The sequence below is a fragment of the Streptomyces sp. DG2A-72 genome, assembly GCF_030499575.1.
In the GTDB taxonomy this organism is placed as follows: Bacteria; Actinomycetota; Actinomycetes; order Streptomycetales; family Streptomycetaceae; genus Streptomyces.
On record NZ_JASTLC010000001.1, the window covers coordinates 1,946,275 to 1,961,326 of the forward strand.

Consider the following 15,052-nt stretch of genomic DNA (forward strand, 5'->3'; position numbering starts at 1 on the left):
CGATCATCACCTCGGCCACCATCCTAGTTACGTACAGCGTACGTAGTGCGCTATGGTCGACCCATGACTTCTACGTACGCTGTACTTAGTGAGGGTCTGGAGAAGCGGTTCGGGACGGTTCACGCCCTGCGCGGACTGGACCTGGCCGTCGCGCAGGGCACGGTCTGCGGGGTCCTCGGGCCCAACGGGGCGGGCAAGACCACCGCCGTCCGGCTGCTCACCACGCTGCTGCGGCCCGACACGGGATCGGCCCGGGTCGCGGGGCACGACCTCGTACGGGAGGCGGCGGCCGTACGCCGCCGGATAGGCGTCACCGGGCAGTACGCGTCAGTCGACGGGGACCTCACCGGGCGGCAGAACCTGCGGCTGTTCGCGCGGCTGCACCGGGTGCGGGGGCCCGCCGAGCGGGCGGGCGAGCTGCTGGACCGCTTCGGGCTGACCGAGGCCGCCGACCGGCCCGCGTCCACCTACTCGGGCGGGATGCGGCGCCGCCTGGACCTGGCGGCGAGCCTGATCCGCCGCCCCGACGTGCTCTTCCTCGACGAGCCCACCACCGGCCTCGACCCGGCCACCCGCAATCAGATCTGGGATGCGGTCCGCGACCTCAAGGCGGACGGCACGACCGTGCTGCTCACCACGCAGTACCTGGACGAGGCCGATCAACTCGCCGACGACATCGCCCTGGTGGACCGCGGACGGGTCGCCCACACCGGCTCCCCGGCCCAGCTCAAGGCGCTCATCGGCTCGTACGCCGAGGTCGTCGTCGCCCACGCCGACGCCCTGACCGAGGCCGCCGCCGTCCTGCACCAACTCACCGGCGGCGAGCCCTCGTTCGACCGTGAACGCAACGCGGTCGGCGCGGTCACCGCCGACCAGACCCTCACCGTCCCCCGTCTCGTCCGTGAACTCGACGCCGCGGGCGTGCCGTTGCTCGACGCGAGCCTGCGACCGCCCAGCCTCGACGACGTCTTCCTCCGACTGACCGCCCGAAAGGAACTGGTGGCATGAGCACCTTGGCGTTCGACGGCACCGCCATGCTCGGCCGGCAGCTGCGGCGGGTGCGGAACAACCCGGGGCTGCTGATCCTCACCCAGACCATGCCGATCACGATGCTGCTGTTCTTCGGCTATGTCTTCGGCAGCGCCCTCGCCATGCCGGGCGCGGAGTACCGCTCCTTCCTCGTGCCGGGGCTGCTGGTGGCGACCGCGGCCAACGGGATCATGACGGGGATGTTCCAGGCGGCCCAGGACTCGCACCGGGGTGTGATGGACCGGCTCCGCACCCTGCCGATGAGCCGAGGGGCCGTTCCCCTCGGCCAGGCGGTCGCCGATGTCGTCGTCACCGCCGTCGGGACGGTGCCGTATCTGCTGGTCGGGCTCGCGGTGGGCTGGCGCGTCGAGGGGTCCGCGCTGGAAGCGGCGGGCGCCGTCGGGCTGTTGCTGCTGTTCCGGTTCGCCTGCACCTGGGTGGGGATCTTCCTCGGGCTGCTGTCCCGGAGCGAGGAGGCCGCCGGTCAGCTCGGCAGTGCGACCTTCATGCTGCCGCTGCTGTCCAACGCCTACATCCCCACGGACAATCTGCCGGGCTGGCTGCGCACGATCGCCGAGTGGAACCCGATCAGCGCCGTGACCACGGCCCTGCGGGACCTGTTCGGCAACGCTCCGGTCCCGGAGGGCTCCGCCTGGCCGGTGGCGCATCCCGTGGCCGGGTCGCTGGCCTGGTGCGCGGCGCTGATCGCCGTCTTCGGGCCGCTCGCCGTACGACGGTACGCGCGCGGCGAGCGGTGAGGCCCTCCTTCCGCGGAGCGCCACTCGTGGGTCATGATCCACGGCATGGACCCCCTTCCCCTTCCCCTCGAAGGCATCACCGTCGTCTCCGTCGAACAGGCCGTCGCCGCTCCCTTCGCCACCCGTCAGCTCGCCGACCTGGGCGCCCGTGTCATCAAGGTCGAGCGGATCGACGGCGGCGACTTCGCCCGCGGCTACGACACCGCCGCGCGCGGTCTCGCCTCGCACTTCGTGTGGTGCAACCGGGGCAAGGAGTCGATCGCCCTCGATCTGAAGGACCCGCGCGGGCTCGATGTCGTACGGCGGCTGGTGGCGGACGCGGACGTGTTCGTGCAGAACCTCGCCCAGGGGGCAGCCGCCCGGCTCGGGCTCGACGCGGGCACGCTGTGCGCCGCGCACCCGCGGCTGGTCGCCGTGGACATCTCCGGATACGGGGCGTCGGGACCGTACGCGGACAAGCGGGCGTACGACATGCTCGTGCAGTGCGAGGCGGGGCTGGTGTCGGTCACCGGGACGCCGGAGCAGCCGGTGAAGGCGGGGATTCCGGCGGCCGACATCGCGGCGGCCATGTACGCCTTCTCGGGCGTCCTCGCGGCGCTCGTACGGCGGGGGACGACGGGCCGTGGCGGGCCGGTCGAGGTGTCGATGCTGGAGGCGCTCGCGGAGTGGATGGGGCATCCGCTGCACCATGTGATGCACGACGGCACACCCCCGGCGCGCACGGGGCTCGCGCACGCCGTCATCGCGCCGTACGACGCCTATCCGACGGCGGGCGGCGGGAGAGTGCTGCTGTCGGTGCAGAACGACCGGGAGTGGCGGCGGCTGGCCGAACAGGTGCTGGAGCGGCCGGAGCTGGGGAGCGATCCGGCGTACGCGACGAACGCGGCGCGGGTGGCGAACCGGGAACGTACGGACGCGGCCGTCGCGAAGGCGCTGGCCGCGCTGGATCCTGATACGGCCATGGCGCGACTGGAGGCTGCGGGCATCGCGTGCGCCAGGCTCAGGGACGTACGGGAGGTCGCAGAGCATCCGCAGCTGGCGGCCAGGGGGCGGTGGCGGGAGGTGGAGTCGCCGGTGGGGCCGCTACGGGCACTGCTGCCGCCCATCACCATGCCGGGCGGGGACGAGGCACGGATGGGGGCCGTGCCCGCGCTCGGGGCGCACACCGAAACGTTGCTGCGTGCCGTGGGGATGACGGACGAGGAGATCGCAGCATTGCGCCGGGACGGTGTGGCGGCCTGAGCGCGGGACTCGATGAACGGTCTCGAGAAGCGCGGTGCCGCTCAGCGGTCGCCGAACAGTGAACGGCGCAGCCGGCGCAGTGGCGCGAAGAGCGAGAGCCGGCCCACCCTCTTGCCCCTGTCGCTGCGCTGGTGCGCGGTGTCACGTGCGGTGATCTCGCGCATCAGCGAGGTCGCCTCTGCTGCCTCCGTCTGCGGCACCGCAGGACCTGCCAGTACCGAGAGATGGCGGTCGAGGCGCGAACTGGTCGCGCTGCTCCCGCAGGTGATCGCAGGGACCCTCGCCCTGCTGCGCACTGTTATCTGTTCCATGTCACTCCCCACCCGTACGAGTCCACCCGGCCCGGGCAGGGTAACCCTATCGCCCTCATGGGGCACTCGTGTATCGCGGTCACAGGATTCACCTTCCCCGTAAGGGGGTTGACGACTCTTCCCCGGCTACTCTCCGAATCCAACCGATTCCAGGGCGAGTTGGACAACTGGCTGGGTGGTGGGCTGCTCCGACCCGCCGTCGGGCTCCACGGTCACAGCCAGTGATGTCGCGGATTTCTCCAATCCGGCCGCGACCAAGGGCGTGTCGCCGTCGAAAAGCCCGAGGGAGCGCGGTTGCGCATCGGGGCGCATGAGCCAGAGCTGGTTCACGGTGCCGCTCGGCAGATCGCCGTATCCGCTCAGGGTGACCACCGCGCTCCCCTCGGATGCCGAGGCGATGACTCCGATGCTTCGGCCCCGCGCATCCTGTCCGGTGCTCGAGCGCGCGTCCGGTGCCGCGAGAACGTGGGCGATCTCACGTGCCTGCGCCCGCTGGGCGTCCAGCTGGTCCTGCGTCTGGTTGGCCTGCACGGCGAAGAGCGAGGCGACGACCAGGGCCGCTGCGGCCGTCGCGGTGGCGAACGGGACGAAGAGGGGGCGCCCCCTGCGCGCCCGGGCGCGCGCGGGCAGCGGCTCGGTGCCCCAGACGTGCGGCGGCAGCTGCGGCGTGCGCGCGCGTGCCGGTTCGGGCTGTGCGGCGGGTTCCTGGGGAGTGGCGCGTACGGCGGCCAGGACCCGGTCACGCATCGCGGCCGGCGCGGGTGCGGCCGTGGACCAGGCGAGGCGGACGGCGTCCTCGGTGAGGGCCCGCACCTCGGCGGCACACAGGGGGCAGTCGTCGAGGTGCTTCTCGAAGCGCACGCGTTCCGCCGGTTCCAGGGCGTCGAGGGCATAGGGGGCGGCCAGGGAGTGCAGGTCCTCGCGGCGCAGCAGTCGGTCGAGGAAGCTCATGCGACACCTCCCAGGCACTCGCGCAGCCGGGTCAGTCCGTCGCGCATCCGGGTCTTGACCGTACCGAGCGGCAGCGAGAGCTGCTCGGCCACTTCACGGTACGTAAGCCCGTCGTAGTAGGCGAGGGTGACGGACTGCCGTTGGAGCACGGTGAGGCTGTCCAGGCAGCGGCGTACCCACTCGCGTTCCAGTCCGGCCTCGACCTCCTCGGAGACCTGGTCGAAGGCGGGGCTGTGGGAGCGGCGTGCCTCGCGCTGCTCGCGCTCGCCGGCCGCGCGGGCGCTGCGCACCCGGTCCACGGCGCGGCGGTGGGCGAGGGTGAGGATCCAGGACAGGGCGCTGCCCCGGCCGGGGTCGAACCGCGCGGCGGACCGCCAGAGTTCGAGCAGCACCTCCTGTGACACCTCCTCGGACTGCGCCGGGTCGCGTACGACTCGTCTGACGAGTCCGTACACCGGCCCGGACACCAGTCCGTACAGCTTCTCGAAGGCCTTCTGGTCGCCCCCCGCCACCAGTAACAGAAGCTCGTCCGCCTCCACCCGGTCCCCCTCTCTTCGGCCGCACGGGGCCGATCCCGTCCCACGAGGCATTCGCAACGAACCCACCTCCGGATGGGGTTACGGATCAGCGTGCCCAAAACGCCAGTCCAGCACCGGGAAATTTTGTTTTGAGGTTCGACCAATCCGCCCTGCCACCGGCGTCGAATCCTCGTGCGTCAGGCAAGTTGGACTGAGGACGGACGGCATGACACCTATCTCCAGGAGCGGCGTGGGCGCGCGGAGCGTCGCGACCCTCGTATGTGGTGCGCTGGCCGCCGGGGCGCTCGCAGCCGCCGGCGTGGCCACGCTGGAACCGGGGGCGGCCTCCGCCTCCAGCCACCGGGAGGCCCCGCTGATCTCGGGGACCCCGCAGTACGACAACACGGACGTGTACGCCTTCGTCAGCCCGGACAAGCCGGACACGACGACGATCGTCGCGAACTGGATCCCGTTCGAGGAGCCGGCCGGCGGACCGAACTTCTTCACGTTCGCCGAGGACGCCCAGTACGACATCCACATCGACAACAACGGCGACGCCCAGGGCGAACTGCTGTACCGCTACACCTTCAAGACGCACATCAAGAACGACAAGACGTTCCTGTACAACACCGGTCCGGTGGAGAGCCTGGACGACCCCGACCTGAACATCACGCAGACGTACGACATCGATCTGCTGCGGCTGAAGAACCAGCACCTGGTGTCGAAGACGAAGGTCGCGGACGACGTTCCGGTGGCCCCGTCCAACGTCGGCAAGGCGTCGATGCCGGACTACGCCAAGCTGCGCTCCCAGGCCGTGCACGAACTGACCAGCGGCGCCACGACGTTCGCCGGTCAGGCGGACGACCCGTTCTTCCTGGACCTGCGCGTCTTCGACCTGCTGTACGGCGGGAACCTCTCCGAGGTCGGCAACGACACGCTCAAGGGCTACAACGTCAACTCCATCGCCCTGCAGGTGCCGACGGACATGATCACCGAGTCGGCGGACCAGCCGATCGTCGGTATCTGGTCGACGACCCAGCGCAAGAACGCGCAGGGGCACTTCACGCAGGTGTCGCGGCTCGGCAGCCCGCTGGTGAACGAGGTCGTCAACCCGCTCAAGGACAAGGACACGTTCAACGCGTCCTCGCCGTGGGACGACGCGCAGTTCCTGAAGAACGTGACCAACCCCGAGCTGCCGAAGCTCATCGAGGCGATCTACAAGATCGACGCTCCGGACGAGCCGCGCACCGATCTCGTGGACGTCTTCCTCAAGGGCGTCGAGGGCCTCAACCAGCCGCCGAACGTACGCGCGTCGGAGCAGCTGCGGCTCAACACCTCGATCAAGCCGGCCGCCGAACCGAAGCGGCTCGGCGTCCTCGACGGGGACAATGCGGGCTTCCCGAACGGGCGTCGGCTGACCGACGACGTGCTCGACGCCTCGCTCCAGGTGGTCGAGGGTGAACTGGTCGGCGCCAAGAACGACTTGGGCGACGCCGTCGACCAGAACGACAAGGACTTCGAGAAGGCGTTCCCGTACGTTGCACTGCCTACCGAGGGTTCGCGCGGTCCGCTCGCCAAGGGCACGACCGGGGGCAACGACGTGCGTAACCAGCTGGGCGATGCGCTCACCTCCGGCGGTTCGGACGACACCACCCTGATCGCCGCTTCGGCGGGTGCCGGTGCGGCGGGCATTCTGCTGATCGGCGCGGGGCTCATGTGGTGGCGGCGGATGCGGGGGCGTGCTTACTGACTCCGCCGGGTCATGGGGAAACTGCGGGGCCGTTGTGGCTGGTCGCGCAGTTCCCCGCGCCCCTACGGGGCGCTATGACTGGCGCGGCCCGCTCGTACCCATCCCCCACGGCGCGGGCCGCGCCGCTTGATCTCATCACTTCCTTCAGGCGACCGAGGAGAGGGCATGTCCCCGCGTACGAACGACAGTGAGCCTCGTGAGCGGCCCAAGGCCCTACAGCTCGCCGCATGTGCCGCCATGTTGGCCGTCGCCATGACCGCAGGCGCCATCGTGTTCGGGGCCGTGCGGGACAACGGAGGCCAGACCGTCGCGTCCGCGCCCGCGGCCGTCTCACCGGCGCTGCTGTCCAGCGGCGATCTCGACGCGAGCGTCGCCTCGCTGCAGGTCCGTCTCCGCGCCCAGCCAAAGGACTTCGGCGGCTGGGCCACCCTCGGGCTCGCCTATGTCGAGCAGGCGCGGACGAAGGGGGACCCGTCGCGCTATCCGCAGGCCGAGCGGGCGTTGAAGCGGTCCCTGGAGCTTGCGGCCGACAACGACCAGGCCCTGGCGGGGCGTGCCGCGCTCGCCGCCGCCCGGCATGACTTCGAGGACGCGCTGAACTTCGCCGACCAGGCGCTGAAGCAGAACCCCTACAACGAACGCGCGCTGTCCTCCCGTATCGACGCCCTCGTCGAACTCGGCCGGTATGCCGACGCGTCGAAGGCCGCGGACGCCGCCGACTCCCGGCGTCCGGGGGTCCCCGTCTTCAGCCGGTACGCGTATGTGCGCGAGCTGCGCGGCGACGTACGGACGGCGAAGCGGGTGCTGGAGCAGGCCCTCGCGTCGGCCACGGCGCCCGGAGACGTGGCGTACGTGGCGACGCAGCTCGGTCAACTCGCCTGGAACCAGGGCGACTACGAGACGGCGCTGGAGCACTTCGCCCGCGCGCTCGCCGCCGACGAGAACTACCTCCCCGCGCTGGAGGGCCGCGCCCGTGCGCAGGCCGCGAGCGGTGACAGGGCCGGCGCGATCAAGGGGATGGAGCAGGTCGTGGCGCGGTATCCGCTGCCAGGCCCGCTCGTCGTCCTGGGCGAGCTGTACGAGGCCCGGGGCGCCGACGGGGACCGGGCGAAGGCGAACGACCAGTACGCCCTCGTCGACGCGTGGACCGCGCTCGCCCGTGCCAACGGCGTCAACGCCGACCTCGACACCGCGCTCGCCGCCGCCGACCACGGCGACGCCAAGTCGGCGCTGCGCGCGGCCCGTGCCGAGTGGGACCGCCGGCACACCGTGCACACCGCGGACGCCCTCGCCTGGGCGCTGCACAGGAACGGCCGGGACGAGGAAGCCCTCCCGTATGCGCGCCGCGCCACCGCGACCGGCTACCGCAACGCCGCGTTCCTCTACCACCGCGGCATGATCGAGCAGGCCACCGGCAACGCCGAGGAGGCCCGCGCCTCCCTCACGTCGGCGCTGAAGCTGAACCCCGGCTTCTCGCCGCTGGGCGCGCGGGAGGCCCGTACGGCGCTCAAGGACCCGGAGGCGGCCCGGTGATGAGCCCCCGTCGTCTGTTCGCCTCCGGCGCGGCCGTCCTGACGGCCGTCTGCGCGCTCGTGCTCGTCCCCTCCGGAACCGCGAGCGCGCACCCTCTCGGCAATTTCACCGTCAACCGCTACGACGGTCTCGTCGCCGCCCCCGGCGAACTCCGCGTCCGGCACGTCGAGGACCTGGCGGAGATCCCGGCGACCCAGGCCGAGCCCGACATCGAGAAGGCGGGCATGGCCGACTGGGCCCGGCAGCGGTGCGCCTCGGCCGCGCGGGACAGCGAGGTCACCGTCGAGGGGCGCGCGGTCGGCCTCTCCGTCGCGGAGAGCCACGCGCGCGTGCGGCCCGGACAGGCGGGGCTCGACACGCTCCGGGTGGAGTGCCGGCTGACCGCACCGCTCCCCGACCAGGAGTCCCTGGCCCTCGACTTCCGCGGCGCGGGCGCCGACTCCGGCCCCGGCTGGCGCGAGGTCACCGCACGCGGCGACCGTATGACGCTCACCGCGTCGGACGTCCCGGAGAAGTCGATCTCCCGTGAACTGACCGAGTACCCAGAGGAGTTGCTCTCCTCCCCCGCCGACACCGCGACCGCGTCCCTGGGCATACGCTCCGGCGGCCCCGCCCTCACCGACGACCAGCAGGACGCCCCGGCCGCCTCCGTGCTGCCGCGCGGCGCCGACCGCTGGACCCGCGCCCTGGACTCCCTCGTCGCCCGCCACGACCTCACCCTCGGCTTCGCCGCGCTGGCCCTGGTCATCGCGGTCGGCCTCGGCGCGATGCACGCCCTTGCCCCGGGCCACGGCAAGACCCTCATGGCCGCGACCGCAGCGGCCCACGGCGGGCGCGCCCGCCTCCGGAACGTCCTCCCCCTCGCCGCCTCCGTCACGGTCACCCACACCCTCGGCGTCGTCGCCCTCGGCCTCCTGGTCACGGCCGGCTCGGCGGCGACGCCCTCGGTGATCGCCTGGCTGGGCATCGCGAGCGGCGCCCTGGTGATCGCGGCGGGCGCGAATCTCGTACGACGAGCCTGGCGCAACCGGCGCCACACGCATGGACCCGGTCACACGCACGGGCATACGCACGGGCACACCCATGACCACCCGCACCCGCACGAGCCCGACAAGCCCCCCGCCCGCCAACTCGCCCTGGTCGGCGCGGTATCCGCATCCCACTCAGCGAACGCTCACGCTCACCCCCACGACCACCATCACGACCACCCCCACAGCCACTCACACACCGTCGAGCACTCGCACGGCGGCTTCACCCACACCCACTCCACCGCCCCCACCCTCCGCGGCACGCTCCTCCTCGGCTTCGCCGGTGGACTCGTGCCCAGCCCGTCGGCCGTCGTCGTGCTCGTCGGTGCCGCCGCCCTCGGCAAGGCCTGGTTCGGGCTGCTGCTCGTCGTCGCGTACGGCGCGGGGCTCGCGCTGACCCTCACCGCGGCCGGGTTCGCCGTTGTCAGGCTGGGCACCGGCATGACCCGAGTGCTGGACAAACGTCCGCGCTGGACCGCCAGTCCTACGGTGACCCTGCTGCGCAGGACCGCACCGCTGCTGTCCGCGTTCGTCGTCGTCGCGCTCGGGATCGGATTGCTTCTCAAGGGGGCCGCATCCGCATTTGGCTGAGCTACGTTCGGGGAGAATTGAGGAGAATCAGCCCGGATGCGAATGGGGGAAGCCCGTGTCCGAAGAACCGGGCAGTGAGCGTGTGATCGCGGACCGCTACCGTCTGCTGTCCCCGCTCGGCGAGGGCGGCATGGGGACGGTGTGGCGGGCCCGCGACGCGCTGCTGCACCGCGAGGTCGCCGTGAAGGAGGTGCGCGCGCCCGCGGGGCTGCCGGCGTCGGAGGTCGAGCGGCTGTACGCCCGGCTGGAGCGCGAGGCATGGGCGGCGGCGCGGGTCGCGAACCGCAATGTGGTGACGGTGTACGACGTGGCCTCGGAGGGCGGCCGACCGTGGATCGTGATGGAGCTGATCCGCGGGGTGTCGCTGGCGGACCAGCTGGAGGCCGAGGGCACGTTGTCGCCGCAGCGTGCCGCCCACATCGGCGCGGAGGTGCTGGCCGCGCTGCGGGCCGCGCACTCCGCCGGGGTGCTGCACCGGGACGTCAAGCCGGGCAACGTGCTGATGTCGAACGACGGCCGCGTCGTCCTCACCGACTTCGGCATCGCCATGGTCGAGGGCAGCTCGGCGCTGACCATGACCGGAGAGGTCATCGGCTCGCCCGAGTTCCTGGCGCCGGAGCGGGCGCTGGGGCGCACGCCGGGTCCGGAGTCGGACCTGTGGTCGCTGGGCGTACTGCTGTACGCGGCGGTGGAGGGCAACTCCCCGTTCCGCCAGAACACCCCGCTCAGCACCCTGCGTGCGATCGTCGACGAGGAGCTGCCGCCGCCGCACCGGGCCGGTCCGCTCGCCGGGGTCATCGAGGGGCTGCTGCGCAAGGACCCGGCCGAGCGGCTGTCGGCGGACCGGGCGGAGCAGGATCTGCGGCTGATCGGAGCGGGAGGCACCCCCCACGCGGACACTCCCCCCGCGGCCCCTTACACACCGACGCTCGCGGCCCAGCCGCAGCAGGCGCCCACCCCGCCGTTCCCCTCCACCCAGCCCGTCCCCACCCCGGCGACCACCACCACGACCCGGGAACCCGACCGCAACCGCCGTGCCGCCATCGCCATCGTCGCGGGCCTCGCCGCCCTCGCACTGGCCCTGGCCGGACTGACGTACGCCCTGCTGAACAGGGAGGACGACGGGGGCGATCAAGGGGGCGGTGCCACCACCAGCCAGACGAGCGAGGGCAGTTCGCCTTCCGAGGACGACGACGGGGCCGGTGGGGCGACCGGGCCCACCGAGAGTCCCCGCGAGGAGGAGACGACCTCGGCCCCGCCGCAGCAGTCCGTACAGGTCTCGTTGGCGGGCGCGAACACGGAGTACTCCGGGGCGTGTCCGCCGCCGAACGGCGAGGCGCCCGCGTTCACGGCGACGATCACGGTCGGGCAGCTTCCGGCCGAGGTGAGTTATCGGTGGGTGTCCCAGGACGGCGAGGTGATGGACGCGGGCTGGAAGACGCTGTCGTTCCCCGAGGGCGGCTCACGGACCAAGCAGGACCGGGCGTTCGTGACGACGTACGACGACAGCGGGACCTTCGAGAACGAGATCAGTGTCGAGGTGCGCGACCCGGTGCGGACCACGTCCAACTCGGTGCCGTTCTCGGTGACCTGCGAGTCGGAGACCCCGACGAACGGGGTCTCCCCTTCACCTACGGCCTCGCCCTGAGCGGAACTGGTGAACTCCGGTGCGGTACAGCGCCCCCGAAGGGGCGCGGGGAACTGCGCGACCAGCCCCCACCGGCCCGCACGTTCATCACCGTGCTTCCAGCGGAGCGCTCAGCACCGGCAGGTACCCGCCGGACTGGCCGCTCGCGTTCGGGTGGTACGACTCGCTGATGTTGGCCAGGTTCACGCTGTGCAGCCAAGGGCTGCCGGAGCAGATCTCGTGGCCGGTGAAGGCGGGGCGGACGTCGCCGAAGGCGAAGCCGTGGTTGGCGGCGCGCTTGGCGATGGCGGTGTCGAGGTGGTCGGCGGCGTCGTTGATCGCCTTCCGCTTGGTCTCGGAGAGCCCGAGGCAGAGGGCGCCGAGCCGGTACAGGCGGGGGTAGCCGAGCACGACGACGCGGGCGGACGGGGCCTTGGCCCGGATCACCGAGTAGACGTTGTCGAGCTTGCCGGGCAGCGTCGAGTCGACGTACGCCCGGGCGGTGTTGACGCGGGAGACGCAGGCGCTGTCGGACTGCAGCACGCAGGTGACCATCACGTTCATGAAGCCGGCGTCGTTGCCGCCGATGGTGATGGACACGAGGGACGTGGCGGCGCTGAGCGGGCCGAGCTGACTCGCCAGAACATCATCCGTTCGGGCGCCCGCGCAGGCGGTGAAGTCGAACGTCGAGGGTGAGTTGGCGGCGGCCCAGAGGTAGGCGTACGCCCTCGTGCTGCGCTTGCACTCGCCGCTGGAGGAGATGTAGCCGCCCGCGCCGAGCCCGGAGGAGTAGGAGTCGCCGAGGGCCACATAGCCGCCTTCTGCGGCGGGCTGGGCGGCCTGCGCGGCGGCCGATCCGGTGAGGGTGACACCGACGGCCAGGAGGAGTGAACTGACGTATACGGCAATTCGGGAACGTCTCATGGAACCTCCCTATAGCAGGATCTCTGCCACAACCGTCGTAGCAACTACGCGTGTTGAATGGAAGTGTCCATGCCAAGACTTTCCCGGCCCGGCCGCTGATTTCGTGCTCATGACAGGTGTGTTGACAGACGCTCAACTCCCTTTCGCCACGCCCGTGGACGGCTGATCCTTTACTTCAGCCCGGGACGGAACGCGACGCTCCGGGCCGTGTGCGCGATGACGCGCCCCCCGAGGCCGCACCGGCCGAGGGAAGGTGCTCGCGGCCGAAAAAGCCGCGTCGAGCGCGAGCAAGAGCCTGGTCACGGAGCACGGCGGCACGGTGAAGAAGACGTTCGGCACCGCACTGAACGGCTACCCGGCCACCCTCTCCGCGACCGAGGCCAAGCAACTCGCCGCAGACCCGGCTGCGGGCTGCGCGAAGTCCTCAGCGGAGCTCGTCCACCCTCCTGCGGCCCTCGGCTGCAAGCGCCCCGACGGGCAGCCCTCTCGGCACGATCCTCTGGTCGCACAGAGCGCGAGCTGACCCACCGTGACCTACGCGGTCGCTGCGGGCAACAGCGGCGCCAACGCTTCCTCGCACTCCCCGGCCCGCGTCGCCTCGGCGATCACGGTGGGCGCCACCACCAACACGGATGCAAAGACGAGCTACTCCAACTACGGCTCGATTCTGGACATCTTCGCGCCGGGCTCCTCGATCACGGCGGGCTGGTACACCAGCGACACCGCGACCAACACCATCTCCGGTACGTCGATCGCGACGCCGCACGTCGCGGGCGAGGCCGCGGTCTATCTCGCGAATCACGCCTCGTCCACCCCGGCGCAGGTCGCCTCGGCGCTGACCAGCGGCGCGACCACCGGCGTGGTCACCAGCCCGGGCACCGGCTCCCGAACCGGCTGCTGAAGATCGTTCCGTGACGGCAACGGGCCTGAAGTGACAGGGAGTTCCCCGGAGGCGTCCGTCGTCTCCGGGGAACACTTGTGCAAAGAGCGTCACGAGTAGGGGTGACCGTCTTCCCCGTCTTGACGGCCCCCGCACGGCTGCGTCACATTGAAGCCCGGCATCCGGCGCTTCAGGGGGCAAAGTCGCCAATGCAGACCATAGGTATCAAGCGTTCTTCAACGGACGGCGCCGAGCGCGCACGTCCCGGGCCGGCGACAGACCTGACGCCGCTGCTCGCGGGCGCGGCGACCGCCGTCGCGGGGATCGGCGCGGTGCTCGCGCTCGCCGACTCGGGCTCGCCGCTGCGCGGCCCGCTCACCCTCTTCTTCCTGCTCGTGGCACCGGCTGCGGCCATCGCCGCGGCCCTGCACGGACTGCCCCCGCTCGGCCGGATCCCGGTCGCGGTCGCGGGCGCGATCGTCGTGAACATGCTGGTCGCCCAGGCCATGCTGGCCGTGCACCGGTGGTCCATCGGAGGCGGTGTCGCGGCCGTGACCGCGATCAGCTCCCTGACTCTCCTGCTGGTTCTGGTACGGCGGCTGCGCGGCCGTACGGCTCAAAGGCGGACTGACTGACGTGGACATCAGCGTGTACCGCCCCGGCGAGCTGAGCGAAGCCGACCGGGCGGCCTGGACAGCCATGCAGTCGAAGGCTCATCTGCACGGATCTCCCGAACTGGCGAACCCTTTCCTGTCCCCCGAGTTCACGCTCGCGGTCGGCCGGCACCGGCGCGGGGTGCGGATCGCGGTCGTACGGAAGGGCGGCGAACCGGCCGCGTTCTTCCCGCACCAGCGGTCCGCCGCCGGCATCGGACGGGCCATCGGCCTGGGCATCTCGGACGCCCAGGGCCTGGTGCACCGGCCCGGGTTCAGCTGGGACGCCCGGGCGCTGCTGCGGGCCTGCGGGCTGTCCGTCTGGGAGTTCGACCACCTGGTGCAGGGCCAGGGGCCGTTCCAGGCGGAGGCCACCGGAAGCTTCGCGTCGCCCGTGATGGACGTCGACCAGGGCTACGACACCTATCTGAGCGATCTGCGGGCCCGGTCACCGAAGTTCACCAAGACCACGCTCGCCAAGGACCGCAAGCTCGGCCGGGACGCCGGCGAGGTGCGCTACGTCCACGACGAGCGCGACCCGGCCGCCCTGCGCACGCTCATGGCGTGGAAGTCGGCGCAGTACCGCAGGACCGGGCGCAGCGACCGGTTCGCGCACGAGTGGATCACGCAGCTCGTGCGGCACCTGTTCCACACCCGCTCCGAGCCGTTCGCGGGGATCCTGTCCGTGCTGTACGCGGGCGGCAAGCCGGTCGCCGCGCACTTCGGGCTGCGCACCGAGCGGGTGCTGGCCTGCTGGTTCCCGGCGTACGACCCGGCGTTCTCGAAGTACTCGCCGGGTCTGATCCTGCATCTGCGGATGGCGGAGGCTGCCGCCGCCGACGGGATCGCCTATCTGGATCTCGGCCGGGGCCAGAAGGAATACAAGGACTCCCTCAAGACACGGGAACTCAGCGTGTCCGAAGGGTGGGTGACGCGCCGCCACCCGGTGGCGCTCGGGCACCGGGCGCGCCGCGCCCCGGTCCGGGCGCTGCGCAACACGGTGGTGGCCCGGCCGGAACTGTTCGAACGAGCGGACAACATGCTCAAACGGATAGGAAAAATCCGATCGGGACTATAGGTATCGCTATCTATCGTTCGATAGCGGACACAACAACAAAAATGTGAGGCCTTGTTCCAGGTCTTGCCATACAGGCTCAATCGTCAATACCGTCGTACATCTCACCCGCATCGGGTCATCGGCGTTCGGTCCAAGGGGAGGGGCTCGAGGACCGCGATGGCTCCGGAGCGGGGCGCGGT

The 15,052-nt window shown here is 71.3% G+C and carries 15 protein-coding genes; 11 read left to right on the forward strand and 4 right to left on the reverse strand.

The genetic code is table 11. From position 1 onward, the window contains the following. Nucleotides 1-63 precede the first annotated feature (63 nt). The 3 genes from QQY66_RS09340 to QQY66_RS09350 are packed head-to-tail and all read left to right on the forward strand — an operon-like array spanning nucleotide 64 to nucleotide 3,029. Nucleotides 64-1,008, forward strand: coding sequence for an ATP-binding cassette domain-containing protein (locus tag QQY66_RS09340; protein ID WP_301978662.1), 945 nt, complete (start codon nucleotides 64-66; stop codon nucleotides 1,006-1,008). Further along, nucleotides 1,005-1,787 carry an ABC transporter permease gene (locus QQY66_RS09345; protein WP_301978663.1) on the forward strand — a complete coding sequence of 261 codons (783 nt, stop codon included), beginning with the start codon at nucleotides 1,005-1,007 and terminating at the stop codon, nucleotides 1,785-1,787. The genes QQY66_RS09340 and QQY66_RS09345 overlap by 4 nt, the downstream gene beginning before the upstream one ends. A gap of 33 nt (nucleotides 1,788-1,820) precedes the next feature. Beyond that, the gene (locus QQY66_RS09350) at nucleotides 1,821-3,029 is read left to right on the forward strand and encodes a CaiB/BaiF CoA-transferase family protein (protein ID WP_301978664.1); all 1,209 of its coding nucleotides are present in this window, start codon (nucleotides 1,821-1,823) and stop codon (nucleotides 3,027-3,029) included. Between the two features lie 41 nt (nucleotides 3,030-3,070). Here the strand turns inward: QQY66_RS09350 and QQY66_RS09355 are convergent, their stop codons facing one another. The 3 genes from QQY66_RS09355 to QQY66_RS09365 form a co-directional block, all read right to left on the reverse strand. Then, on the reverse strand, nucleotides 3,071-3,340 hold the full coding sequence (locus tag QQY66_RS09355; protein WP_301978665.1) for a hypothetical protein: 270 nt from the start codon (nucleotides 3,338-3,340) through the stop codon (nucleotides 3,071-3,073). A 126-nt stretch (nucleotides 3,341-3,466) separates the two neighbouring features. Further along, entirely contained in the window at nucleotides 3,467-4,291 is an 825-nt protein-coding gene (locus tag QQY66_RS09360; protein WP_301978666.1) for an anti-sigma factor, read from the reverse strand. Continuing rightward, the gene (locus QQY66_RS09365; RefSeq protein WP_301978667.1) at nucleotides 4,288-4,881 is read right to left on the reverse strand and encodes a sigma-70 family RNA polymerase sigma factor; all 594 of its coding nucleotides are present in this window, start codon (nucleotides 4,879-4,881) and stop codon (nucleotides 4,288-4,290) included. Before QQY66_RS09365 ends, QQY66_RS09360 begins: the two co-directional genes overlap by 4 nt. A 154-nt stretch (nucleotides 4,882-5,035) precedes the next feature. Between QQY66_RS09365 and QQY66_RS09370 the strand changes: the two genes are divergently transcribed. The 4 genes from QQY66_RS09370 (at nucleotide 5,036) to QQY66_RS09385 (ending at nucleotide 11,359) form a co-directional block, all read left to right on the forward strand. Then, nucleotides 5,036-6,559 carry a DUF4331 domain-containing protein gene (locus QQY66_RS09370; RefSeq protein WP_301978669.1) on the forward strand — a complete coding sequence of 508 codons (1,524 nt, stop codon included), beginning with the start codon at nucleotides 5,036-5,038 and terminating at the stop codon, nucleotides 6,557-6,559. 165 nt (nucleotides 6,560-6,724) lie between these two features. Then, on the forward strand, nucleotides 6,725-8,092 hold the full coding sequence (locus QQY66_RS09375; RefSeq protein ID WP_301978670.1) for a lipopolysaccharide assembly protein LapB: 1,368 nt from the start codon (nucleotides 6,725-6,727) through the stop codon (nucleotides 8,090-8,092). After that, a complete protein-coding gene (locus QQY66_RS09380) occupies nucleotides 8,092-9,711 on the forward strand; it encodes a nickel transporter (protein ID WP_301978672.1) in 1,620 nt (539 codons plus the stop codon). Before QQY66_RS09375 ends, QQY66_RS09380 begins: the two co-directional genes overlap by 1 nt. A 55-nt stretch (nucleotides 9,712-9,766) precedes the next feature. Next, nucleotides 9,767-11,359, forward strand: coding sequence for a serine/threonine-protein kinase (locus tag QQY66_RS09385; protein WP_301978673.1), 1,593 nt, complete (start codon nucleotides 9,767-9,769; stop codon nucleotides 11,357-11,359). 87 nt (nucleotides 11,360-11,446) lie between these two features. Here the strand turns inward: QQY66_RS09385 and QQY66_RS09390 are convergent, their stop codons facing one another. Then, nucleotides 11,447-12,262 (reverse strand): SGNH/GDSL hydrolase family protein, encoded by an 816-nt coding sequence (locus QQY66_RS09390; RefSeq protein ID WP_301978674.1) that lies wholly within the window; start codon nucleotides 12,260-12,262, stop codon nucleotides 11,447-11,449. Between the two features lie 253 nt (nucleotides 12,263-12,515). Here QQY66_RS09390 and QQY66_RS50265 point away from each other — a divergent pair, with 253 nt between their 5' ends. The 4 genes from QQY66_RS50265 to QQY66_RS09405 all read left to right on the forward strand — a co-directional run bounded on the left by QQY66_RS50265 (nucleotide 12,516) and on the right by QQY66_RS09405 (nucleotide 14,873). Further along, a complete protein-coding gene (locus QQY66_RS50265) occupies nucleotides 12,516-12,785 on the forward strand; it encodes a protease inhibitor I9 family protein (protein WP_367666963.1) in 270 nt (89 codons plus the stop codon). Nucleotides 12,786-12,791: 6 nt separating this feature from the next. Beyond that, a complete protein-coding gene (locus QQY66_RS50270) occupies nucleotides 12,792-13,163 on the forward strand; it encodes a S8 family serine peptidase (protein ID WP_367666964.1) in 372 nt (123 codons plus the stop codon). Between the two features lie 188 nt (nucleotides 13,164-13,351). Continuing rightward, the gene (locus QQY66_RS09400; RefSeq protein ID WP_301978675.1) at nucleotides 13,352-13,777 is read left to right on the forward strand and encodes a hypothetical protein; all 426 of its coding nucleotides are present in this window, start codon (nucleotides 13,352-13,354) and stop codon (nucleotides 13,775-13,777) included. Nucleotide 13,778: 1 nt separating this feature from the next. Next, entirely contained in the window at nucleotides 13,779-14,873 is a 1,095-nt protein-coding gene (locus QQY66_RS09405; RefSeq protein ID WP_301978676.1) for a GNAT family N-acetyltransferase, read from the forward strand. Nucleotides 14,874-15,052 lie beyond the last annotated feature (179 nt).

Bases quoted from the DNA above. Each gene is read 5' to 3' on its own strand.
- QQY66_RS09355 (WP_301978665.1), bottom strand. From the start codon at position 3,340: ATGGAACAGATAACAGTGCGCAGCAGGGCGAGGGTCCCTGCGATCACC.
- QQY66_RS09345 (WP_301978663.1), top strand. From the start codon at position 1,005: ATGAGCACCTTGGCGTTCGACGGCACCGCCATGCTCGGCCGGCAGCTG.
- QQY66_RS09375 (WP_301978670.1), top strand. From the start codon at position 6,725: ATGTCCCCGCGTACGAACGACAGTGAGCCTCGTGAGCGGCCCAAGGCC.
- QQY66_RS09340 (WP_301978662.1), top strand. From the start codon at position 64: ATGACTTCTACGTACGCTGTACTTAGTGAGGGTCTGGAGAAGCGGTTC.
- QQY66_RS09400 (WP_301978675.1), top strand. From the start codon at position 13,352: ATGCAGACCATAGGTATCAAGCGTTCTTCAACGGACGGCGCCGAGCGC.
- QQY66_RS09360 (WP_301978666.1), bottom strand. From the start codon at position 4,291: ATGAGCTTCCTCGACCGACTGCTGCGCCGCGAGGACCTGCACTCCCTG.
- QQY66_RS09380 (WP_301978672.1), top strand. From the start codon at position 8,092: ATGAGCCCCCGTCGTCTGTTCGCCTCCGGCGCGGCCGTCCTGACGGCC.
- QQY66_RS09365 (WP_301978667.1), bottom strand. From the start codon at position 4,881: ATGCCTCGTGGGACGGGATCGGCCCCGTGCGGCCGAAGAGAGGGGGAC.
- QQY66_RS09390 (WP_301978674.1), bottom strand. From the start codon at position 12,262: ATGAGACGTTCCCGAATTGCCGTATACGTCAGTTCACTCCTCCTGGCC.
- QQY66_RS09370 (WP_301978669.1), top strand. From the start codon at position 5,036: ATGACACCTATCTCCAGGAGCGGCGTGGGCGCGCGGAGCGTCGCGACC.
- QQY66_RS09350 (WP_301978664.1), top strand. From the start codon at position 1,821: ATGATCCACGGCATGGACCCCCTTCCCCTTCCCCTCGAAGGCATCACC.